16 protein-coding genes and 1 pseudogene are annotated in these 21,884 nt (G+C 71.6%); 1 reads left to right on the top strand and 16 read right to left on the bottom strand.

The features are described from left to right. Positions 1 to 108 precede the first annotated feature (108 nt). The 10 genes from DS079_RS11545 to DS079_RS17630 form a co-directional block, all read right to left on the bottom strand. Positions 109 to 1,401 (bottom strand): EpsG family protein, encoded by a 1,293-nt coding sequence (locus DS079_RS11545; RefSeq protein ID WP_164736230.1) that lies wholly within the window; start codon positions 1,399 to 1,401, stop codon positions 109 to 111. Positions 1,402 to 1,456: 55 nt separating this feature from the next. Next, positions 1,457 to 2,575 (bottom strand): glycosyltransferase, encoded by a 1,119-nt coding sequence (locus DS079_RS11540; RefSeq protein ID WP_164736229.1) that lies wholly within the window; start codon positions 2,573 to 2,575, stop codon positions 1,457 to 1,459. Between the two features lie 133 nt (positions 2,576 to 2,708). Next, positions 2,709 to 3,965 (bottom strand): lipid II:glycine glycyltransferase FemX, encoded by a 1,257-nt coding sequence (locus DS079_RS11535; protein WP_164736228.1) that lies wholly within the window; start codon positions 3,963 to 3,965, stop codon positions 2,709 to 2,711. After that, the gene (locus DS079_RS11530; protein ID WP_126987874.1) at positions 3,962 to 5,173 is read right to left on the bottom strand and encodes a lipid II:glycine glycyltransferase FemX; all 1,212 of its coding nucleotides are present in this window, start codon (positions 5,171 to 5,173) and stop codon (positions 3,962 to 3,964) included. Before DS079_RS11530 ends, DS079_RS11535 begins: the two co-directional genes overlap by 4 nt. Then, positions 5,170 to 6,399: a GNAT family N-acetyltransferase gene (locus DS079_RS11525; RefSeq protein ID WP_126987872.1), complete on the bottom strand. Its 1,230-nt coding sequence runs from the start codon at positions 6,397 to 6,399 to the stop codon at positions 5,170 to 5,172. The genes DS079_RS11530 and DS079_RS11525 overlap by 4 nt, the downstream gene beginning before the upstream one ends. Next, a complete protein-coding gene (locus tag DS079_RS17250; RefSeq protein ID WP_206516165.1) occupies positions 6,396 to 7,541 on the bottom strand; it encodes a sugar transferase in 1,146 nt (381 codons plus the stop codon). Before DS079_RS17250 ends, DS079_RS11525 begins: the two co-directional genes overlap by 4 nt. Continuing rightward, positions 7,538 to 8,701 (bottom strand): DegT/DnrJ/EryC1/StrS family aminotransferase, encoded by a 1,164-nt coding sequence (locus DS079_RS11515; protein WP_126987870.1) that lies wholly within the window; start codon positions 8,699 to 8,701, stop codon positions 7,538 to 7,540. Before DS079_RS11515 ends, DS079_RS17250 begins: the two co-directional genes overlap by 4 nt. A gap of 3 nt (positions 8,702 to 8,704) precedes the next feature. Continuing rightward, a complete protein-coding gene (locus DS079_RS11510) occupies positions 8,705 to 10,675 on the bottom strand; it encodes a nucleoside-diphosphate sugar epimerase/dehydratase (protein ID WP_126987868.1) in 1,971 nt (656 codons plus the stop codon). 246 nt (positions 10,676 to 10,921) lie between these two features. Then, the gene (locus DS079_RS11505) at positions 10,922 to 12,019 is read right to left on the bottom strand and encodes a GNAT family N-acetyltransferase (RefSeq protein ID WP_126987866.1); all 1,098 of its coding nucleotides are present in this window, start codon (positions 12,017 to 12,019) and stop codon (positions 10,922 to 10,924) included. Between the two features lie 316 nt (positions 12,020 to 12,335). After that, positions 12,336 to 13,094, bottom strand: a complete 759-nt coding sequence (locus DS079_RS17630) for a transglycosylase family protein (protein WP_126987864.1) — start codon at positions 13,092 to 13,094, stop codon at positions 12,336 to 12,338. A gap of 354 nt (positions 13,095 to 13,448) precedes the next feature. On the opposite strand from DS079_RS17630, the gene DS079_RS11495 reads away from it, so the two are divergent. Beyond that, complete coding sequence (locus tag DS079_RS11495) at positions 13,449 to 14,987, top strand: MDR family MFS transporter (RefSeq protein WP_373877729.1); 1,539 nt, start codon at positions 13,449 to 13,451, stop codon at positions 14,985 to 14,987. A 19-nt stretch (positions 14,988 to 15,006) separates the two neighbouring features. On the opposite strand, the gene DS079_RS11490 is transcribed toward DS079_RS11495, so the two are convergent. The 6 genes and pseudogenes from DS079_RS11490 to DS079_RS11455 form a co-directional block, all read right to left on the bottom strand. Further along, positions 15,007 to 16,056 carry a hypothetical protein gene (locus tag DS079_RS11490; RefSeq protein WP_126987860.1) on the bottom strand — a complete coding sequence of 350 codons (1,050 nt, stop codon included), beginning with the start codon at positions 16,054 to 16,056 and terminating at the stop codon, positions 15,007 to 15,009. Between the two features lie 211 nt (positions 16,057 to 16,267). Further along, positions 16,268 to 16,546 carry a hypothetical protein gene (locus DS079_RS11485; RefSeq protein WP_126987858.1) on the bottom strand — a complete coding sequence of 93 codons (279 nt, stop codon included), beginning with the start codon at positions 16,544 to 16,546 and terminating at the stop codon, positions 16,268 to 16,270. 9 nt (positions 16,547 to 16,555) lie between these two features. After that, positions 16,556 to 17,986 carry an MFS transporter gene (locus DS079_RS11480; RefSeq protein ID WP_126987856.1) on the bottom strand — a complete coding sequence of 477 codons (1,431 nt, stop codon included), beginning with the start codon at positions 17,984 to 17,986 and terminating at the stop codon, positions 16,556 to 16,558. A gap of 105 nt (positions 17,987 to 18,091) precedes the next feature. Next, the gene (locus tag DS079_RS11475; protein ID WP_241237631.1) at positions 18,092 to 19,456 is read right to left on the bottom strand and encodes a M48 family metallopeptidase; all 1,365 of its coding nucleotides are present in this window, start codon (positions 19,454 to 19,456) and stop codon (positions 18,092 to 18,094) included. 459 nt (positions 19,457 to 19,915) lie between these two features. After that, positions 19,916 to 21,032: pseudogene (locus DS079_RS17745) on the bottom strand (transposase family protein); the annotation flags it as partial. A 131-nt stretch (positions 21,033 to 21,163) separates the two neighbouring features. Continuing rightward, complete coding sequence (locus DS079_RS11455; RefSeq protein WP_126987852.1) at positions 21,164 to 21,832, bottom strand: hypothetical protein; 669 nt, start codon at positions 21,830 to 21,832, stop codon at positions 21,164 to 21,166. Between the last annotated feature and the right edge of the window lie 52 nt (positions 21,833 to 21,884).

The raw sequence follows: 21,884 nt of genomic DNA, 5'->3' as shown, positions 1-21,884 counted from the left end.
CGGTCCGTCGGTCCGTCAGGCTGCCGCTCGGTCCGTCGGTCCGTCGGCGACGGCGCCCCGTCGCTGCTCGTCGGCAGCGCCCGTCGCCCCTCTCGGGGCCGGCGCCCGTCACTGCCCGAGGTAGGTGCGGTACGGGATGACCTCGCCGTAGTTCTGGACACCCAGGGCGTAGTAGGCGACGGCGGCCAGGAGGACCAGCAGGGTGATCAGCGTGCGGTCCTGCATCTTCGCGATGCGGTTGGGCACGAGCAGGATCGCGAAGATCCCGAAGTAGCCCGACAGTCGGCTGAGCACGATCGCCTGGGTCCCCACGATCATCAGGGCCACGCCGGCGAGGACCAGCACGGCGAGCTGCGACTCCAGGCGGGTCAGCGGCGCCTTCCGACTGCCGACGAACACGACCAGGATCATCAGCGCCAGGTAGGCGAAGATCGACAGGTACGAGCCGATGCCCGTCTGCCCCGAGTCGAGGTAGTCCCCGTAGCGCGGGTTGAGCACCTCGAGGAAGGAGACGAGGAAGGGCGCGGCCCGCACGCCTGCCGCGGCCACCAGCGCGCCTCCGAGGAAGAACAGCGTGGTCTGGACGGTGGGCCGCCAGCGGCGCACCACCAGCATCACGACGATCGCGAGGATCGCCGTCATGTGGAAGCTGAGGGCGATGATCGCGAGCACCCAGAACACGACGTTCTTCCTGCCCAGGTAGGTCCAGGCGAGGAAGAGGAGCGCGACGGCGATGTACTGGCGCAGCGCGTTGAAGGACGAGGTGTACTCGAAGGCGACGAAGAGCGCGACGGCGAAGCCCGGATCCATGGACAGCCGCTTGATCCCGAGATAGACGGGCAGCACGGTCAGGACCGCCGCGACCCAGAACAGCGCCTTCGGGTCCTCCGTGAACGTCTTGATCACCAGCATCAGGAGCGTGTACCCGACCTCCTGCGTGGACTCGGCGAAGTCGCTCGCCCAGTCGTCAGGGTTCATGCTGTTGAAGACCAGCTCGTAGGTCGGGTAGTCGGTGCCCACGTCGTAGCGGAGCCCGGAGAACGCGATGAGCACGGTGACGGCCGCGGCGTCGAAGACCGTCCATCGCCGTGCGGCCCGGGCGGTCTCCTCCTCGGTGACGATCGCGCCGGCGGACCGGGCGCGGTACCTGGTCGAGCTCGCCGTCCTCGTCGCAAGGCCGAGGCCGCCGGAGCGGGGACGGTAGCGGGACGCGGAGAGGCTCTTCGTCCCCGTCGCCCTCGCGCCGGCTGTCCTCATGCCGGGGGTCCTCATGCCGCCCGTCCGGGCCGGGGCGTCGGCCGCCTCCGTCGAGGGCGTCTCGCGCGGGTTCTTCAGGGCGACCCGGAAGCTGAGCGCGGCGAGCGCCGTCACGACCACGAGCAGGATGAAGTACGGCGTCATCGGGTCCCTCCCCCGTTCCCGAGGCCCGCGGCTCCCCGTGCGGCGGGCGGATGGCTCACAGCGCGTACCTCGTCCCGTGCGGGTACTCGCCGCTGATCGTCGAGCGCGCGAACTCCAGCAGGGTGTCCGCGGCATGGACGTAGGAGAGGGTGGACGCCTCCGGCAGGGCGGGGCCCTCGCCGCGGGCGGCGCCGAGCACGCGGTCGGCGAGCGCCTCGACGTCGTCCTCGGGGGCGAGCTGCACGGCGGGCAGGTCGCGCACGCCCTTGACGTCGAAGCCGACGACGGGCAGGCCGATCGCGATCGCCTCGAGGCCCACGCGCGGCAGGCCCTCCCAGCGGGAGGTCTGCACGAGCACGTGGGAGCGCTCGAAGTGCGGGACCGGGTCGGCGACGCCGTGGCGGATCACGAGCCCCTCGACGTCGCTGCGGGAGCTCGGGTCGTCGAAGAGCTCGCCCTCGCCGAGCATGTCCAGGACGACGTCCACGCCGCGGTCGCGCAGCACGTGCGCGAGCCGGACGGCGGCGGCGGGGTTCTTCCGCTCCGAGAACTCCCCGCACCACACCAGGCGAAGCGGCTCCTCCCCCTCGCGCCAGGGCATCGGGGCACGGCGCACGAAGCGCTCGGTGTCCAGGCCGACGCCGCCCAGGAGGCGCAGGCGCGGGATGCGGGTCGCGTGCCGGTCGAACCAGTCCTGGTCGGCGGAGTTGATGCAGACGATCCCGTCGGTGCGGTGCACGAGCGCGCGCTCGATCGCTCGGAAGGGCAGGTCGGCGAGGCGGTCGCCGTTCCAGTGCAGGCCGTGGCAGAAGTAGACGACCGGCACGCCCACCCCGGCGGCGCGCACGAGCATGGAGGCGGTCGCGGTGTTGGTGATGACCACGTCGATGCCCCTGCCGCGCACCCACTCGCGCAGCTCCGCCCGGGCGCGCCAGTTGCGCGGGGAGGGCCTGCGGGTGATCGAGGGCAGGACCGTCGCCTCCGCGAAGGTCTCGGCGAGGGACCCGGCGGCGCTCTCGACCACGGCTCCCTGCTCGCGCCACCGCTCGGTGATCTCGAGGAAGAAGGCGTCGAGCGTCCCCCCGATGGACGTCAGCAGCCCGACGACGGGCGCTGCGACGTCCGCACGCCGCTCGGGAGCCGCGGCGGTTCCGAGATCTGCACTTCCCGTCACGACGGGCCTCCTTGTCACGAGGGACGCCGGCGGGGCGCAGGGCGACCGCCTCGGCACCGCGTGCCGCGATGTCCGTTTTGTCCCATTGGGGTGGATCCTACTCTAGGTGATGGCGCCGACAGGCGGAAGCGCCTCACGACCTCGAGCGCCGCATCGGACGCCGCAGCCCGGCGTCGGCGAGGTGCCGGATGCGTCCGTAGAGCGGGAGCAGCCGCGTGAAGCCTGCGTGGAGCAGCGGCGAGAGGACCAGCTCCCAGCCGCCGATGCCCTCGCGCACCTCTCCGCCCATGTCCGCCTTGAAGACGAGCAGACCGGCCTCGGGGCCGTCGGCCTCGAGCGTCTCCGCGACGCCGCCGATGTCGAGCTGGTCGGCGCCCTCCGCGATCGCGCCGTGGATGATCTCGGCGTAGAGCGCGTTGGCCGCCTTGAGCTGTCGCCGCAGGTCGCCACGCGCGGCGAAGACGCCCTGGGCGTGGCCTCCGGCGCGGGCGGTGCCGTTGGCGGCCAGGACGTCCCCCTCGTGGAGGGCGAGGTGGAGGTGGAAGGTGCCGGGCTGGTCGCCGGCGAGCGCGTCCCACATCGACTCGAAGTACTCCAGCGGCTGTACAGAGAACCCCTGCCGCGCGGCGGTCTCCGCGTAGAGGCGCTGGACCGTGGGGAGGTCCTCGCGCGTCCCGTCGATGACCACCACGTCCTCCCGCTCGGCCTTGCGGATGTTCTTCCGCCAGGCGCGGGTCATGCCGGCCAGCACCTCCTCCTTGGTGCGCCCGCCCAGCGGGATCCAGAAGGTGAACAGCGGCTGGCTGGCGTCGAGCATCCCGTCCTGCGGCAGGCGGTGCCATCCCGCGGCGGCGAGGGCCTGGACGGCCCGGTGGCCGACGGGGTCCTCGCGATCGGAGGTCACCTGGGACCACTTGGTCACCTCGGGATCGGCGAGGGCGGCCTTGACCCCGGTCGGCCCCCAGACCCGCAGCGCCAGGGAGGGGACGACGACCAGCGCGAAGATCCCGTGCCCTCTCGCGTACGCCTCGAGGGCGGCGAGGAGATCCGGCAGGTCGCCGTGCTCCCAGTCGATCACCGGTCCCTGCGCCATCATCGCGAAGCGGCGACGGACCACCGGCAGGGAGCGGCTGCGCAGCAGCGCCACCCCGACCAGGCGGTCGTCGGCGTCGTACCAGCCCACGAGCTCCGGGTCCCAGTCCCCGCTGCGGGCCCTCCCCCACTGCGGGCTCTGCTGGTAGCCGGCATGGGCGGACGAGCCCAGGTACTCCCAGTAGGCGTCCTCGTCGATGCCGCGCACCGTGGTGCGGGGATGCGGGGCGAGGTCGCGCCTGCGTCCGGCCGAGCCGCGCGGGTGCCTGGTCCGGTCCCGCGCGTCGCTCAGCGTCACCACTCCGACCTCCAGGCGCGCAGCCGGCCGTACAGGGGCAGCAGGGTCGTGAACGCCCGGTACAGAACGGGGTTCAGCGGCAGGTCCCAGGTGCCGAGATACTCGTAGGTCACGCCGCCGGCCGAGGCCTTGTAGCGCAGCAGGCCGGCGTCGGCGGTCTCCGCGTCGAGCGAGCCGCCGACGCCGCCGAGGTCGTAGAGCACGGCGCCGTCGGCGTACGCACGGTGCAGAGCGGCGTCGTAGGCCAGGTTCGAGGCCTTGAGCTGGCGCTTCTCATCGCTGTTGGCGATGAGCACCGCCTGCGCCCGTCGGCCCGTCTGCACGGTGCCCATCACGGAGAGGACGTCCCCCTCGTGCACGGCGAGCAGGACGTGGAACTTCCCGGGGAACTCGTCCGTGAAGGAGTCCCACATCGACTCGAGGAACTCGAGGGAGAAGGTCGCGAACCCGTGCTTGGCGGAGGTGTCGTCGTAGAGCCGCTTCACCTCGGGCAGGTCCGCCTTGGTGGCCTCGACGATCTCGACGCCCTTGCGCTCGGCGCCGCGGACGTTGCGTCGGAAGGAGCCGCTGGCGAGGCCCCGGATCTCCGATTCCTCCACCGCGTCGAGCGGCACCCAGACGTTGTAGACGGACTGGGCGTCCTCGACCTTCTCCTGGTCCTGGCGGATCCAGCCGAGCTGGTCGAGGGCGATCATGGTGCGCCGGCCCGTCTCGTCGATCTCGTCGGGCGGCAGCTGGGACAGCGCCAGGTGGGCCTCGTCCTGGATCGCGGCTCGGATCGGCTCCGGGTCCCAGCGGTGGACGGTGAGCGGGGGCACGATCCGGATGGCGAACGTCTTGGCGTTGCGCAGGTGCGCGACGAGAGCCCCGAGGATCCCGGCGACATCGCCGTCCTCCCAGTCCATGACGGGGCCCTGGTTGATGTAGGCGAGCTTCCACGGCCCCACGGGGAGTGCCCGCAGCCGCACCGCGGCGATCCCGACGAGATCCCCGTCGCGGTCGCTGACGCCCAGCAGCTCCGAGTCCCAGTCGGTCTCCCTCGCGCGAACCCAGTGCGGGGTCTGCTGGAAATTGCCGGAGGAGGAGCGGTGCAGATGTGCGGAGAACGTGCGCTCGTCGATCCTTCTCACGGAGTACTCGGTGCGGACATCGAAGCCCGCATGCGTGTCCTGGCGCTGTCGGGGGTCGGTCTGCACCGCGCTGCTCATCGTCGATCGTCCGTTCGATCTCCAGGTGATTCCTCGCTCGGCCCGGGGCCCGCAGGTCCGTCGGTCCGGGGCGGGGCGGAACGGTAGAAGGGGAAGAAGGTGCTCTCGGCGCGGCGCTCCTGGGCGGGGGCGCAGAGTCGCTCGTAGGCCTCGGGCAGGAAGACTTGCTCGCCGGTGAAGTAGGCGCGGTCGCCGTCGCGGGTGAAGCCGCGCTTGAAGTGCAGCAGGCTGTCGTCGGCCGTATTGGTGATCCCGCCGGTCAGGACGTGCTCGCGGCTGCCGGCCTCGCGCGCGACGAGCAGCGCGCCGACGGCGGCGAGGGTGGTCGCGTTCCCGCGGAGGGCCTCGGTGAGGGTCCCTGCGATGTAGGCGACGCTGGAGTCGTCGCGCAGGATCACCATCTCGGCCGACTGCGGGACGCCGTCCTCATCGGCGAAGACGTACGCGACCTGGCCGGGGACGGCGCGATGGATCGTGCGCAGGAAGTCCTCGCCGATGTGGAACCTCTGCTGGGCCTCGCGGCGGTGCATGGTCTCGGCATGGATCGGCAGGAAGTCCTCGATGCCGGACTCGTCGCGCACCACGCGCAGGGTCATCCCGCCCTCGAGCGCCTTGCGGTAGCCGCGTCGGACGCTCTTGCGGAGCGCCGCGATGACGTCCTCCTCGCTGAATCCGTCGAGGTCCACGACGATGTGCGGGGCCTGCTCGCGCAGCGTGCCGGGATAGGGCAGGCGGTGGCGCTCGACGGGGGTGAAGCGGATGATCTCGCTGACGATCCCCTGCTCGTGCGCCCATTCGCGCAGCGCCGCCCAGAACTCGTCGAGCTGCGCCGGGGAGGCACCGGCGGAGAGCGGCCCGCCGTAGACGAGCGGGGTGTAGAGGTCGCGCAGCTCCTCGTCCAGCACGTTCCCGGCCGCGTCGTGGGTGATGGGGCGGACGATGAAGGCGTAGTAGATCTCGGTGCCGTCCGGGAAGGCCATCACGGCGCACATCGGCTGCTCGCCGTCCCGCGCCTCGGCCTCGACGAAGTCGGGATGGGTGAACAGGTCGCGCTGACCGGCGCGCTGCCAGGCCTCGGTCCAGCGGCGGCGCTCCTCGGGGTCGGCGCCGTCGAGCACGGCGAAGGAGACGTCCTGCGGGGCCGGGAGGGTCCCCTGCTCCCGGGGTGCGGCATCGGCGCCGTGGGCGCGGTGCGCACCGGCCGGGCTGATCGACAGCATGCTCATGAAGTCCTCTCCTCAGAATCTCTCACCGGCTGAAGGGGGCGTGCGAAGCCCTCCTCGGGCAGGCCGAGGAAGGCGATCAGGGCGGGCGTGCCGTCGGGGACCGTCGTGGGCGGCAGATCGGCGGTGGGGTGGCGGACGGCGGCGCCGGGGGCGGCGTAGCCGTTGCGGGCGAGGGAGGCGGCGAGCTCGGGGGCGGGCTCCTCGCCGGGGGCGAGGCAGGCCCATTCGGCCTCGTGCACGACGCGCAGCCTGCTGGCCAGCAGCAGCAGCGCCTCGTCCAGGAGGGTGTCCGCGGCCCCCTCCGCGCCCGGGCCGAGTCGGATCGTCAGCTCGACGAGCCCCGGCTCCAGGAGAGCGGCGGTGCCCTCGAGGACGATGCGTTCCTCACGGTCGCGGCAGACCCAGGTGCCGTCGTCCTCGGGGCCATGCAGCTCGAGGTCGGTGGTGGACTGGGGGCCGGGGAAGTCCGCCATGGACACCCCGCCCTCGTCGGTCACGCCGTCGCGGCGCAGCACCGCGATGACGGTGTCGATCAGGATCCGCAGGTCGAGGTCGGAGCCGATGCGGCGCACGTACTCCTGGTCCATCGTGAGCCGGTCGTCCCAGGCCAGGGAGTTGCGACCGTGCACCTGCGAGTACCCGGTGAGCCCCGCGGGGACCGTGTGCCGGGCGAACTGCTCGGCGCTGAAGCGGCCGATGTAGTCGGTGGTCAGCGGGCGCGGACCGACCAGGCTCATGTCGCCGCGCAAAACGTTGAACAGGCTGGGCAGCTCGTCGAGGCTGGTCTCGCGCAGCAGCCTCCCGAAGGGGACGAGGCGGGCGGCGTCGTCGTCGGAGCCGTCGGGGGCGACGGCGCGCATGGAGCGGAACTTCCGCAGGCGGAAGATGCGCCCGTCCTGCGTGACGCGCTCCTGGGTGAACAGGACCGGCCTGCCCATCGTCGCCATCACGCCGGCGGAGATCACGAGCATGGGAAGTGCGGAGACCGCGAGCCCGAGCCCCGCGAGGACCGCATCGGCTCGTCGGCGCCGGCGCAGATAGGTCTGCTGCGCCGGGGAAAGACGGATCGGGGTGAGGTGCTGGATCGGGCCCACGATCGCGCGGGCCCGGCGCCCTCGTCCCGGTGCGCCGGACTGCGTCATGTCGCTGCCTCCGTCAACGGTGCGGAGACCGCGCGTCGGTCGAGGGCCGCGCGGAGCGTCAGGTCGATGGTCTCGCACTCCGCCTCGGTGAGGGCGGAGCCGCTGGGCAGGGTCAGGCCCGTGCGGAACAGTCGCTCGGAGGCGCCGTTGACCGCGGCGGGGATCCCCGCGAAGACGGGCTGGAGGTGCATCGGCTTCCACAGCGGGCGGCTCTCGATCCCGGCCTCGGTGAGGGCGGCGCTGAGGGAGGCGGCGTCGACCCCGGCGACCTCCGGGTCGACGACGAGCGCGGTGAGCCAGCAGTTGTCCTGCTCGTCGCCGTCGCGCTGGAAGACCTCCACGCCGGGCACGTCCTCGACGATCCTGGCGTAGGCCTCGCGACGGGCGCGGCGGCGGGCGATCATCTCGTCGAGCCGGCGCAGCTGGGCGTTCCCCATCGCGGCCAGCAGGTTCGAGAGGCGGTAGTTGAAGCCGATGTCGCGGTGCTCGTAGTGGACCGCGGGCTCCCGCGCCTGGGTGGCGAGATGGCGCACGCGACAGGCGGCGTCCTCGTCGTCGGTGAGGTACATGCCGCCGCCGGAGGTGGTCATGATCTTGTTGCCGTTGAAGGAGAAGATCGCGGCGTCGCCGTGCTTGCCGGCGGGCAGCCCGGCGTGGTGGGCGCCAAGCGATTCGGCGGAGTCCACCAGCACCTTCGCGCCGGCGCGGTGGGCGATCTCGACGATGCGGGTGTGGTCCGCGCTGCGGCCCAGGAGGTCCACGGGCACGACGGCGGGGACGGAGACGCCCTCCTCGGCCAGCTCCTCGAGGACCTGGGCGAGCAGGCCCGGGTCCATCTGCCCGGTCGCCGGGTCGGAGTCGACGAAGTACGGGGTCGCGCCGGTGTAGCTGATCGCGTTGGCGGTCGCCGCGAAGGTCATCGTCGAGGTGGGGACCACGTCGCCGGGGCCGACGCCCCAGGCCAGCAGCCCCAGGTGGAGGGCGCTGGTACCGGAGGCGAGGGCGACGGCGTGGCGCCTGCCGATCCGCTGCGCCATGGCGGTCTCGAAGGCGTCGACGGCGGGGCCGAGCGGCGCGATCCAGCCGGAGTCGAAGGCGTCGGCGACGGCCGTGCGCTCGAGCACGGTGACGTCGGGACCGGACATGAGGATGCGTGCCATGGTTCAGAACCCCACTGCGATCGGGGCGCGGGCGGCGGCGGGCCGGGTGGCCTCCATCGCCTCGCACACGGTGGTCAGGACGTCGAGGACCTGCGCGTCGCTGTGCAGCGAGCGGAGGTCGGGCAGCTCGTCGGAGGCGACCGGGACGACCGGCACCCCGCGGATCAGCGTGTGGGAGGTCACCACGGAGTCCTCGCCGGGGGCGAAGAGGTCCTCGTGGAGCTTCTCGCCGGGGCGCAGGCCCGTGAAGGCGATCTCCACGTCCTTGCGGGAGGCGTCGATGAGCTGCTGGGCGAGCTGCACGATCGGGACGGGCTCTCCCATGTCGAGCACGAGGGCCTTGCCGCTCTCCCCCACGACCGCGGCCTGGAGGACCAGCTGCACCGCCTCGGAGACCGTCATGAAGTAGCGGGTGACATCGGGATCGGTGACGGTGACGGGGCCGCCGCGCTCGATCTGGGCGATGAAGGTGTGGATCACGGAGCCGCGGGTGGCGAGCACGTTGCCGAAGCGGACGCTGAGCCAGGTGCCGTGGCCGGCGGTGCGGCCCTTGTGGGCGGTGAGCCCCTCGGCGATGCGCTTGGAGTAGCCGAGCACGTTGTGCGGGTCGGCCGCCTTGTCGGTGGAGATGTTGACGAAGTGCTCCACGCCGTGGCGGTGTGCGGCCTCGAGCACGTTGTGGGTGCCGAGCACGTTGGTCTTGAAGGCCTCGTCGGGCGACTTCTCGAGCATGTTGACGTGCTTGAGCGCGGCGGCGTGGAAGACGACGTCGGGCTTGTGGCGGCCGAACACGGCGTCGAGGCGCTCGGCGTCGCGGATGTCGGCGAGCTCCATGTTGTCGTCGCCGAGGTCGGCGGTGCCGCTCATGCTCAGCAGCAGCGCGTGCAGGGCCGACTCGTCGCGGTCGAGCATCACCAGCTCGGCGGGGTCGAAGTCGGCGATCTGGCGGCACAGCTCGGAGCCGATGGAGCCGCCGGCCCCGGTGACCAGCACGGTCTTCCCGTGCAGCATCTCGGAGATGGTGGAGAGGTCGGTGGTGACGGGGCGGCGGCCGAGGAGGTCGGCGGGCTGGATCTCGCGCAGGTCGGCGTGGTGGACCCCGTCGATCATCTCGCCGAGCGGCGGGACGATCCTCACCGGCAGCTCGAGCTCGGTGGCGGCGGCGGTGAGGGTGCCGATCGTCTCGGCGGAGATGTGGGTGGTAGCGATGACCAGGACGTCCGCGCCGGTGCGCTCGAGGGCGGGGCGGAGCTGGTCGGTGGTGCCTGCGACGCTCACGCCGCCGTGGCGCAGGTGGCGCTTGCGCGGGTCGTCGTCGAGGAAGCCGACGGGCTCCCACGTCGACGAGGGGTCGCGCATCATCGAGTCGGCCAGTGCGCGGCCGACGTCGCCGGCGCCGACGATCAGCGCGCGGGAGGGCTCGGTCTCGCGCCGGGTGCGCAGGGCGCGCAGCTCGGCCAGGCGCACCAGGTAGCGCGCGGCCGCGACGGCGAGGATCACCAGCGGCGCGGCGATGACCGTGGCGGTCCTCGGCAGCAGCTGCGCCGGCCACAGCGCGTTGGCGGCGGTGATCACGAACGCGGTGGCGAGCACGACTCCGGCCAGCGGCGCCATCTCGTCGAAGCTGCCCACGAGGTGGCGGCCCTGGTGCAGGCGCACGGCGCGGGCGAGGAGCGTGTAGACGGTCACGGCGATCGCGGTGAGCACGAGCAGGCCGAGCACCGGCGTGCCGGTCCCGTCGAGGGAGAGGCCGAAGGAGAAGGAGAGAGTCTCCAGCCGCAGGGCGGAGGCGGCCCACAGGCCGACGAACCACATCACCGCGTCCACGCCGATGAGCAGCGGCGGTGCGAGGAGGAGGTCGCGGCCGTGGAGCGAGCCCTGCGCCGCTTCGGCGGAGAGCTCGCCCTCGCCGACGGCGCCGCGTCGGCGGGTCGACGAAGCACGCAGGACGGAGTGCAGAGAGATGATGGACACGGGTCCCCCTCGATCGGCGTTGCGGACCGCGGCCCCGCGACAGAGTCGCGAATGTCCGTTTTGCCCGCCTTAAGACGATTCGCACCATACGTCACTTTTGGGGGGTTGTGAAGCCGCATCCGCGACGGATCCCGGTCGCGCCCGCCGAGCAGGGCACGACGAAGGCCCCGGGCGCGACGCTGCGCCCGAGGCCTTCGGGGACGGCTCGCCGACCGGGACGCCGCAGCGGTCCCGACCGGCGGGGGATCAGGAGGTCGCGCCGGCCGCCTCGAGGAGGTCGAGCGGCTCCCCCAGCGGTGCCCGGTAGAGGGGGAAGAAGGCGGACTCCTCGTCGAAGGCGCGCCGGGCGTCGGCCGCCTCGGCGCGGCGCTCTGCGACGAGTCGGTCGTAGAGGCGGGCGTCCAGGACCCGCTCCGCGGTGCGGAACATCCGCTCGCCCTTCGGGGCGAAGCCGCGCTTGTACCTCTCGAGCCCGTCGCCGGAGGTCAGCCCTCCGCCGAGGACGTACCAGCGATAGCCGTGGTCGGAGAGCCATTCCATGACGCTCATCTTGACCAGGTCGTTGGGCCGGTCCCGGGAGGCCTCCATCTCCGTGCCGCCGAGGAAGTAGTAGGCGGTGTCCCTGCCCAGCAGCATGAGGTCGATGGAGATCGGGCGTCCATCGCGCTCGGCGGCGACGTAGAGCAGCCGATCCGGCACCCCGTCGTGGAGCGCGGAGAAGAAGGGGACGTCGAAGCGGTACCAGGAGGCGCTGTCCAGGCGCTCCATCGTCCCGGTGTAGACGGAGTGGAAGTCCTCGATCATCGAGGCGTCCTCCACGAAGCGCACCGTGAGGTCGGCCCGGAGCGCCCGACGGGCGTTCTGGCGGACCTTCGAGGAGCTCGCGGCCCACAGCGCCTCGCGGTCGGGCTCGATCTCGCGCACGAGGTTCGGGTTCCGCCCCCGGAGGCGCCCGGGGTGCGGCAGGACGTCGTCGAAGAGCGACAGGCGCGCGAACTCGCTGACCACCCGCTGTTCGCGCGCCCAGTCCTCGAAGTAGGCCCAGAACTGCGCGGCGAGCTCGTCGACCGGGGCGTCTCCGCTGACGAGCGGGCCGCCGTAGCCGTAGGGGGAGACGACGTCGCGGAGGCCGCCCGGTGCATCGCGCAGGATCAGCGGGTAGAGGACCGAGGAGTCCTGCCACTGCATCGTCACCGCCAGCAGGCGACCCGCGCCCTCCCCCAGGGGGCCGGCGACGCCGGGGTGCGCGAAGGGGAGCTGGTGCGTGCTCTCCTCCCACAGCCGGCGCCAGGTCGCGAGGTCGTCCCGGTCGGCCGGGTCGAGGACCCTCCCCTCGCCGTTCATCGAGCCTCCCCCTCGTGGCGGGCGGCTGCGCGGGCGGTGACGCCCGGGCGCGGCAGCACGGCCATCCCCTCGTCGTTCCTGGTGTCGCTGGCGGAAGACACGGCCGAGGCCCCCATCCCGGGGCGTCGTCTCGCGTGCGCCCCGCTGTCACTACCCTCCGGGCATTTCGCCCATTTCGGACACACCATAGCGCGGCGTCGCGGGGGTTCTCAATGACGGACGGGCGCCGGACGCCCTCCGCGCTCGGACGCACCGCACGCGGCCGCCCCTCCCCCAGGGCCGTCGGGGGCGAGGCGGCCGCGCGTCGGGAGCGGGATCAGCCGTTGAGGTGCTGCTGGAGCGCCTTGACGGTGCCGTAGCTGGTGCGGAAGTCCCACACGCCGTTGTAGCTCAGGCCCATCGCGGCACGGAGCTTGCCGGTGGTCTCGGAGCCGATCTTGCCGTCGGGGACCGCGCCGACCTTCTTCTGCAGCGCCTTGATGTCGGAGGTGGACAGCGAGCCGTCCTCCGGCACGCCGACCCAGGCCTGCAGGGCGCTGGTGGTCTTGGGGCCGAACTTGCCGTCGACCACGAGCTGCCCCGAGGCGGGGCTGGTGCGGTCCGCGTCGCGGGACGCGGAGGAGTCGCGGGAGGAGGACCCGCCGGGCTGCGCGTTCACGTCGGCGCCGCCGTTGGCACGGGTGAGGCCGGCCTTCTTCCCGCAGGTGGGCCAGGCGCCGGGCCCCTGCGCCTGGAGGGTGCGCTGGGCGACGGCGATCTGCTCGGCCTTGGTGGCCTGGTTCGCGGTCGAGGCGTACTCGCCGCCGCCGTAGGCCTTCCAGGTGGAGCTGGAGAACTGCAGGCCGCCGTAGTAGCCGTTGCCGGTATTGATGGACCAGTTGCCGCCGGACTCGCACTGGGCGACCTCGTCCCAGACGGTGCCGGCGGCGGTGGCGCTCTGGGTGCCGACGAGACCTAGCCCGGCGACGACCACGACGCCGCCGGTGGCGGCGGCGACCTTCGGGGCGACGCGCACGCCGCGGAAGGCGACGGCCCGGCCGGGGGCGCGGTGGGTATTGGGTCGGCTCGCGGTCATCGGGGACTCCTCGCGGGATGGGGATGGGGATCGGACGGGATGCCCGCGCGGCGGGCACTGCGGCCGACGGGGACCCCGCTGACCTGCGCGCCCGCGCCGGGCACCCCTCCACGGTGCCGCCCGCTCCCCCGTTCGGACAGCGCGATCCCGCGAAGATTCCCCGTCGCGGCGCAATTCTTTGCCGTTTCATGGGGAGACTCGTTACCGACCGGGAATGACGTCGCTGTGTTTATCGAGGAAATACAGCGCTGTCGTTCCCGCCCCGGGATCCGTCGGACCCGGACAGACGGCACCGCGCGGACGTCGGACATCGCACGCCGCTGTGATGCACCCGGAATTCTCTGTCCCGCCCGGATGCCCCGTGCCTACACTCCCTCGGTGACCCGCTCCCCCGCCCCTGCCGCGCCCTCCTCCGCCGCGCTCTCCCCGCGCGATCGCAGCGTCATCGTCCTGCTCCTGATCAGCGCTTTCGTGGTGATCCTGAACGAGACGATCCTGTCGGTCGCGCTGCCGCCGATCATGGACGACCTCGATCTGGCCGAGACCACCGCGCAGTGGCTCACGACGGGGTTCATGCTCACCATGGCCGTGGTCATCCCGATCACCGGCTTCCTGATGGGGCGCTTCTCCACCCGGCAGGTGTTCGCGATCGCGATGACGACCTTCACGGCCGGCACGCTGATCTGCGCGGTCTCCCCCGCGTTCCTGCCGCTGCTGCTGGGTCGGATCGTGCAGGCCTCGGGCACGGCGATCATGATGCCGCTGCTGATGACCACGGTGATGAACCTGGTGCCGCCCTCGCGGCACGGCCAGGTGATGGGCAACATCTCGATCGTCATCTCGGTCGCGCCGGCGCTCGGCCCCACGCTGTCGGGCCTGATCCTCTCCTTCGCGCCGTGGCGGTTCCTGTTCGTGCTGGTGCTGCCGATCGCGGTGGCGGCGCTGGCGATCGGACTGCGCCGCATCGAGAACGTCTCGGAGGCGGATCCGAAGCCGGCCGATGCGCTCTCGGTGCTGCTGTCCGCGGTGGGCTTCGGGCCGCTGGTCTACGGGCTGACCGGGATCAGCGGCGGCGGTCACGGCGGCGCGGCGGAGGCTCCGTCGGGCCCGCCCGTGGCGGCGCTGGTGGCGCTCGCGGTGGGCGTGGTGGCGTTGGCGCTGTTCGTGCTGCGCCAGCTGCGGCTGCAGCGCCACGAGCGGGCGCTGCTGGACCTGCGCACTTTCGCAAGCCGCAACTTCGCCGTCGCCGTCGGGCTGATGGTGGTGATGATGGGCTCGATGTTCGGAGTGGTGGTGCTGCTGCCGATCTTCCTGCAGCGGGTGCTGGAGCTGTCCACGCTGTCGGTGGGGCTGATGATGCTGCCGGGCGGTCTCGCGATGGGTCTGCTCGCCCCGTTCGTCGGGCGGCTGTTCGACCGGGTCGGCCCGCGGCCGCTGCTGCTGCCGGGCCTCGCCGCCGTGGTGGTGGGCATCGGGATCATGTCCCGCGTGCCGGAGCAGGCGTGGCTGATCGTGGTGGGCCACGTGGTGATGTCGCTGGGCCTCGCGTTCGTGTTCACGCCGCTGATGACCACGGCGATGGGCTCGCTGCCGCGGCGGCTGTACCCGCACGGCTCGGCCATCGTGGGCACGGTGCAGCAGGTCGCGGGCGCGGCCGGTGCCGCGCTGATGGTCTCGGTGATGGCGCGGGTCGCGGCGGGCACCACCGCGGGCGGTGCCACGGAGCTCGCGGGGATCTCCGCGGGCACCTCGGCGGCGTTCACGATCTCGGCGGTGCTGGGGCTGGTCACCGTGGCGATCGCACTGTTCATCCGCCGCAATCCGGCCGACGCCGGGGACCGTCCCGTCGAGGCCGGACCGGCCGAGCCCGAGGAGACGGCCGCCCCGACCTGAGCCGTCGCGGCCGGGCACCTCAGTAGTAGGTGGTCTCCTGGTTCCCGAACCAGGTGCCGTAGAAACGGCCGTCCCGGTCCATCATCCCGATCGCGGCTTCCTCGATCGGCACGCGGTGCACGGTGGTGCCCCCGTCCTCGGCGGTCACGGTGAACTCGGCCAGGCCGCCGTATCCGTAGGCGTCGTAGTAGCCCACCGCCCCGCCCGCGACGTGGATCTGCGGCGGGGTGAGGATCTGCCAGGCGCCCTCGCCGGTGACCTCCTCCGAAGCGCCGAAGGGGCAGTTCTCGGGGCGCGGCTGGGTGCTGCGCACGCACTCGAGCAGCGCCGTGTCGATCAGGTAGGTGCTGAACTGCTCCTTGCCGGTGTCGGTGAGGTCGTAGCCGATCTCGATGAGCGAGTTCAGCCAGGGCCCGAGCACGGGCGGGATGGTCGAGCGGACCGTGGTCGGGGTGACCGCCTCCCCGCCCTCGGGGGCGCTGACCTGATACACGCCGGGCAGCACCACCAGGTGCACCTCGACGAGCCCGAAGGCCTGGTCGGCCCGGGCCTCGTCCGACAGCGGGACCTCGACCCCGTTGATCAGCACCGCGGGGGCGCTGACGGGCACGGAGACCCGCATCACCGGCAGCTCCACGGGCTCCAGCTCCCACACGGGGCGGCGCAGCGCCCCCTCGCGGTGCCGGGTGAGATGAAGGGTCGTCTCCTGGGTGCGCCGGCCGAGCTGGAGCGTGGCCCTGACCTGGGCGGTATCGCCGTCGACGGTCGTCTCCTCGATCGTGAACCGGTCCACGCGCTCCTCGGCGGCCAGCACCACCTGGTCGGTGAGGGCGACGTCGAGCACCCCGTCCTCGGGCTCGACCATGTGCTCGCGCACGGTGTCGGTGTCGGCGTCGAGGATCGCCTGGACGAAGCTGCGCGCCTCGGTCTCCGGCGATCGCTCCCCCACCAGCACCTGCGGCAGCACCAGCACGAGGGCGAGCAGCGCGGCGATCCCGCCGAGCAGCCACCAGCGCCGGCGGCGGTGCGGCGCGGGAGAGGGCCCCGCGGCGGCGGGAGTCGGCGGCACTCCGGCCGCCGGGAGTTCGGCCGACGGGCTTGGGCCCGACAGGGGCCGCTCTTCAGCCCCGTCCCATCCCCCGGCGATGACGCGCCCGGTCGCCCGCTGATCCCGTCCGCTCCCCCGCCGGCTGCTGCGCCCCACTGCGCCCCCTGTTCGCGTCTATGCCTCGGGAGAGGGTATCCCGGTGCCGTCCATCCGGAGGCGCTGCCCTGCCGTTTCACGCGTTCGGCGTGGTCACGAGCTCGCCATCGCGATCCTGGGCGCCCGTGGCGTAGCCGGCCAGAAGTGGCACCGGAGTCCAGTGGCTCAGCAGCGGCAGCACGTTCATCCGGGCGGGGACCGGGTCCAGACGCCCATCGCGGCGCGGGGTCTCGATCTCGTAGGGCCCGGGCAGCGCGCGCAGGGTGATGATGCCGAGCCCTTCGGCACCGCCGCGTTCTCGGCGGCGACGAGCGTGGGCTGCGGGCGCGGATGGTCGGCCCGAGGTGCGATGCATGCCCGGGGCTCACAGCGCCCCGGGCGCCTCCTTCTCGCGGGCGCGGTCGGCGAAGCTGACGCCCACCGCGGCGAGGGTCAGCGCCATGATGATCACCAGCGCGATCGTGAACGCTTCGAGCCAGGCGGTGCCGCCGTCGGTGAGGGAGAAGATGATGCCGGGGATCATCGCGGTGCCGATCGCGGCGCCGAGGCGCTGGCCGAGCTGGAGGATGCCGCCGGCGACGCCGCCGAAGCGGGGGTCCACGGAGTTCAGGGTGAGGGTCTGGTTCGGGGAGATGGTCATGCCCTGGCTCAGGCCCATCAGCATCAGCGGTGCGGCGAGCCACCAGAACGCGACCGCGCCGGACTCCACGAAGCCGGCCAGCAGCGTCGTTCCCAGCAGGCCCAGGAACGCGACGCCGAATCCGGCGATCACCATGCGCCGGCCCAGGGTGAGCACGTAGCGGCCGGCGATCTGGGAGCTGATCGCGGCGGCGATCGAGGAGGGCAGCCCCAGCAGGGACGCCTCGAAGGCGGTGTGGTGGAGGTGCATCTGCAGGAACAGCGGCACGATGATCCACACGCTGGTCGCGCCGAGGAAGTACACCGAGACGATGAGGATGCCGTTGCGGAACGCCTTGTTGGCGAAGATCGCGGTGTCCACCATCGGGGCGGCGCCGCGGCCCTTGTAGCGCCGCTCCCAGGTCCACCACAGCCCCAGCACCAGCAGGCCGGCCGGGAACGAGAGCCACACCAGCACGCCCGCGCCCCGTTCGAGAAACGGGAGCATGATCCCGAGGATCGCCAGGCACAGCAGCACGGTGCCCACGGGGTCGAGGTCCGTCTTCTCCCTGCCGCGGGCGCGGTCGTCGGGGATGTAGCGGAAGGTGCCGATGATCGCGGCGAACCCGATGGGGACGTTCATGAGGAACATCCAGCGCCAGCCCCAGTTCGGGCCGAGGACCTGGATCAGCAGGCCGCCGATGACGGGGCCGATGGCGGTGGCGACGGCGACGGTGGTGGCCAGCAGCGCGAAGGCCCGCGCCCGGTCCTGGCCGCGGAAGTGCTGCTGGATCAGGGCGACGGTCTGCGGGTTCAGCAGGCCCGAGCCGATGCCCTGCAGGATGCGGGCGATGTTGAGCATCTCGGCGTTCGGGGCGAGGCCCGACATCAGCGAGCCGAGGGTGAAGAGCCCGACGCCGATCACGAACATCCGCCGACGCCCGGTCGCGTCGCCGAGGCGTCCGGCGGGGACCAGCAGGATCGCGAAGGAGAGGGCGTAGCCGGAGATGACCCACTGCAGCGACCCGGTGTCCGCCTCGAGACCCTCGCCGATCGCGGTGAGGGCGACGTTGATGACGCTCACGGCGATCAGGGCCATGAACAGGGGTGCGAGGAGGACGGCGAGCAGCGGCTTGCGACGCACCGCAGGGGTCGGCGCGCTGTAGTGGGGGATCACCCGGCCACCTTATGCAGTGAGTGCACCTTTGTGGAGGGTGGGGTGACCGGAGGGACACCGGCGCGGCCGGCCCGAGGAGGGACCGGCCGCTGCGGGAAGTGCGGGTCAGGACTGGGAGGGATCCTCGTCGCCCGGCCCGGCGGCGGACTCGTCCGTGCGGGGCCCCGAGGTCGTGTCGGTGCCTGCCGTCCCGAAGCCGGTGCCCGTCGCGGCCTGCTGCTCAGGGGCGGCGAAGGGGCTCGCGGACTCGTCGCCGGGCGGGGTGCGGCGCGCGTCGTCGCGGTAGGGGCCGGCCGGGATCACGTAGCCGGTGCGGTCGCTGAGCAGCGGCGCGGAGGTCTGCAGGGTGCGCACCCCGGGACGGTCCGGGGTGGGCACGCGGGTGAAGCGGCCGAACTGGTCGCCGTATCCCGCGGGACGGACACCGTCGGCGGCGTCGAGCAGCGTGATCGCCTCGCCGGGGCTCGGGTACTGGGAGGACCAGCGGTGCCCGGCTGGCAGCGGCGAGTCGAAGAGATGGCCCTTGGGGCGGATCCACAGCGCGCCGGGCTTGGAGCGGTCGCGCAGGGCGTGGGCGCGCCAGGTGGTGATCGGGTGGGAGGAGCCCCAGTTGACCCAGTGCACGAAGAAGCTCGGGTCGGTCGCGGCGCGGTCGGCGAGCTCGTGGACGTTGACCTCGGTGCCCAGGTACTTGCCGCCGGAGAGCAGCCCCATCACGCCGGCGGAGCCCTCGGGGGCGAAGCTGTAGCCGAAGTTGTCGGCGGTGTACTCCTGCGAGCGGGACAGGGCCGGGCCCAGGAGCGGGACCAGGGAGAGCAGGTTGGTGAACAGCAGACGGAAGTAGGAGACGTGGCCGGCGGCGAGGTGGCCCACCTCGTGACCGATCACGAACTTCAGCGCGTCGCGGTCACGGCCCTGGCCGCCGACCTCGAAAAGGTCCGAGTGCACCACCACGAAGCGGCGGAACCCGTGGCCGGCGGCGAAGGCGTTGATCACGCCGTTGCCCATGGTCACGTAGGCGTCGGGCACGTTGCGCATCCCGAATTGGGCGGCGGCCTCGGCCACCATCCGGTAGCCCTCGGGGAACTGGGTGGGGCTCATCCGCACGGAGGTCGCGCGCAGCTGGGCGTACATGATCGCGCGCATCCACCAGATCAGAAACGGCAGCAGCGGTAGCAGGAACACCAGCTGAATCACCAGCGGGAGCATCGAGGCGTACTCCCACGCCTTGGAGACCGCGTCCTCGCCCTCGGCGGCGAACAGCCAGATCGTGCCGCCGATCGCACCACCCCAGGAGAGGTAGCCGAGCACGGTCGCGGCCGCGCCCGCCCACAGCAGCGGCAGCTCCCAGGGGTGGCGGATCCGGCGCTGGCCGCGGACGCCGTGGGTGGTGGCGCCGTTGAACAGGGACGGCTTCTTCGGGGCCGAAGGCGTCGGTGACACCTGCGCGGCGGTGGGCGGATAGGTCATGGGGTACTCCTCGAGCGGTTCTGCTCACGGGGAAGGGTCGGTCGACCCGTGCGGGCCATGGTCCGACGGTAGACCCGCGAGCCTCGCTGCGCATCACCGATCGTGCTGGTCAGGCCCGATCATGGCCGCAGGGAGGAGGGAACGGCGACGTTCGTCGCAGTGGGGTCGTCCGCGCGGCCGACGGGGGTCGGGCGGGCGACCGATGCCCGTGGCGACGCGGGTGGCAACACGCCGGGCCCGCGCGGTCAGTAGGTGATGGTGATCGAGCCGGCGTTGCGCTGGCCCTCGACAGCAGAGCTGTTCCTGGCGTGCCCGGTCGTGCTCCCTGCGACCGCGGTGCTGATGTAGCTGCCACCGCCTCCGCCGCCCCAGCCTCTGATGCCACCGCCGCCGGTCCCCGTGCCGACGCCAGTGCCCGCAGCTCCGTCCAGTGCCCGCCTGATCTGCGTCGTCTCGGAATCCGTGCCGACCGCGAGGGCGACGTTGCCTTGCGCCCCGCCGAGGCCCGGACCGCTGTTCGAACCGGGCTGTCCGCCGCGTGCCAGAACCTTCGTACCGGTCCAGGACGTTCTTCTGCAGCAGGGCGATGAAGGACTCCATCGCGGCGTTGTCCCCAGCGGCACCGGCTATCCCCATCGACTCGATAAGGTGACGACGGTTCAGCGTCTGCGCGAGTTTGCGTGACCGAAACCGGGATCCTCGGTTCGAGTACACGACGCAATCGGCAGCGTCACGACGCCGGGATACCGCATTGTTCAGCCCGTTCACTGCGAGGCGGGCCTTCATCCGGTCGCTGATCGAGTGGCCCACGATCCGTCCGGAGAACACATCCTCGATCCCGCAGAGGTAGAGCTTTCCCTCGTCAGTCCAGTGTTCGGAGGGGGCACCTCGCGATGCGATCATGCGCCGAGCGCGCAGCGGGGGAGCGCCGGTCAGTCACAGCTCGTTCACGTCATCGGCGGAGAAGTCACGCTTGACCAGGTCCTCGTGGACGGGCGGTCCTGGTTGTCTTCCGTTCTTGCCGCGCTTCTTCCCGAAGACGGACCACCACCGGCTGACTCGACAGATCCGCCACGCAGTCCGCTCGCACATCACCTCGCCGGCATCGGCGGCCTCGTCGGCCAGGAAGCGATACCCGTACCCGGGATCATCCAGGTGAGCGTCGAACAGAGTGTTGGCGCGATAGGCCCCGACCAGTTCGGCCTCGGAGACCTAGTGCTTAAGCCAGCGGTAGTAGGGCTGGCGGGCGAGCTTCAGGGCCCGCAGGGACACCGAAACGGTGTTCCAGTCCGCGGCGCGCTCGCTCACGAGCGGGAAGAACCTTTTCCCGGAGGCTTCGCCTGGGACAGATTCGCGATATCGCGGCGGAGGACCTCGTTATCCTGCTCCAGCAGCCGGATCTCCTACCGAGCATCACGCAGTTCGGTCGACTCCTGCCGGGTCCTGCCCGGACGGTTGCCGTCGTCGATGTCGGCATGGCGAATCCACTATGGAGCGTCATCTCGTGGACACCGAAATCCTTCGCGATCTGCGCGATGGTGATGCCGTCCTCACGGGACCGGGCCACACCCACGATGTCCTCGCGAAACTCTCGGGGTTAGGGGGCGGGCGTGACGCACATCCCTACAGGCCGTTCAGCATGCAAGCCAGATCGGATGTCAACTATCAGTGCAGCAGTCCCATCTCGTGCGTTTGCCGGACGCGCGTTCAGCACTGAGTCGGCCGATTCGCTCGGAATCCGGTGATGAACACTGCCTGGTCATTATTCACGCCGCTGGAGATCGCTTGTCGCCCCAAGTTGTCGTAGCGGATAGTGAACGTCTCGACCGGCCCTGTGAAGGCGATGTCGATCTGTCCGCCAGGTTCATCCTCGCTCTTGTTCCCGTCGGTGCTGTTCCGCCACGGGCTCGCAACGGTGCCTGCTCCCGTGACGGTGGACCCGCTAGGGACGGTGGCAGTGAACCGCGAGCCGCTGGTCAGGGAGACGCCGTCGATGAAGTCTTTCGTCGTAGTCGTCCAAACGCGGTCGATGTCGGTGATGGAGAAGCGCAGGTTGCTGACGCTCTCGCTGAACGTGAATCGGATCGTCTGATAGTCGTTGGCGCTGGGCGTCGCACTTCCCGTCGCCCCGGTCTGCTGCCGGACGTAGTAGCCGACCTGACCGATGCCGCCGACGTTGAAGGTCGAGATGGTGCCGTTCGGGGTGGAGCCTCGCGCCTGACCGAAGTACGTGTGCACGATCGTGGCCCGGAGCGGCGAGTTGAGGCTCGGATAAGTTCCGTTCGGCGGGTTAGGATTGAAGGTCACGTTGGTCGTGAACGACGAGGTCAGCGACGGAGTCCCTGAATACTGGGCGAAGCCCCAGTTGAGAGTCACGTCCTGGCTCGCGCAGGTGGGGGAAACGGCGAGGGCGGGTGCCGAGACGCTG

The sequence above is a fragment of the Brachybacterium paraconglomeratum genome (assembly GCF_003994255.1).
GTDB classification, from domain to species: Bacteria; Actinomycetota; Actinomycetes; order Actinomycetales; family Dermabacteraceae; genus Brachybacterium; species Brachybacterium conglomeratum.
Note: the sequence above shows the minus strand (reverse complement) of the source record. Positions and strands in the feature narration are given on the sequence as shown.